This window comes from Streptomyces bugieae (assembly GCF_036352915.1).
Classification (GTDB): domain Bacteria; phylum Actinomycetota; class Actinomycetes; order Streptomycetales; family Streptomycetaceae; genus Streptomyces; species Streptomyces endophytica.
Genome location: NZ_JAZBJP010000121.1, coordinates 1 through 474, shown reverse-complemented (window position 1 = coordinate 474; position 474 = coordinate 1). Strand labels below are relative to the sequence as shown.

The following is a 474-nucleotide window of genomic DNA, read 5'->3' as shown; positions in this document are numbered from 1 at the left end:
GATCGTGCCGAATCCCCAACAGCCGGCCCCGCAGCCCGACCGGCCCTACGTCATCACCCTGCAACTGGACTTCAACAACACGGGCGCGGTCGATGTGGCCAAGCAGCTGCGCCAGAAGGTCGGTGTGCACGGCGAAGAGCCCGGTGAGAGCGAGAACGGCAAGGTCAAGTTCTACGTCATCGGTCAGGGTGCACTCGGTGCGGCCGCGACGCAGGCCACCAAGCACGACATCGCCGCGGCCGAGAAGTGGAACCTGCCGATCGTCTTGATCGTGCTGCTGGCGGTGTTCGGATCGCTGGCCGCCGCGGCGCTGCCGCTGGTGCTCGGCATCTGCACGGTCGTGGTGACCATGGGCCTGGTCTATCTGCTGTCGATGTACACACAGATGAGCGTGTTCGTGACGTCGACGGTGTCGATGTTCGGTATCGCCCTGGCCATCGACTACTCCCTGTTCATCCTGATGCGCTACCGCGA

At 64.3% G+C, this 474-nt stretch carries 1 protein-coding gene; it reads left to right on the top strand.

From position 1 onward, the window contains the following. On the top strand, window positions 1–474 hold a 474-nt coding region (locus tag V2J85_RS40475; protein WP_330824371.1), incomplete at both ends, for an MMPL family transporter.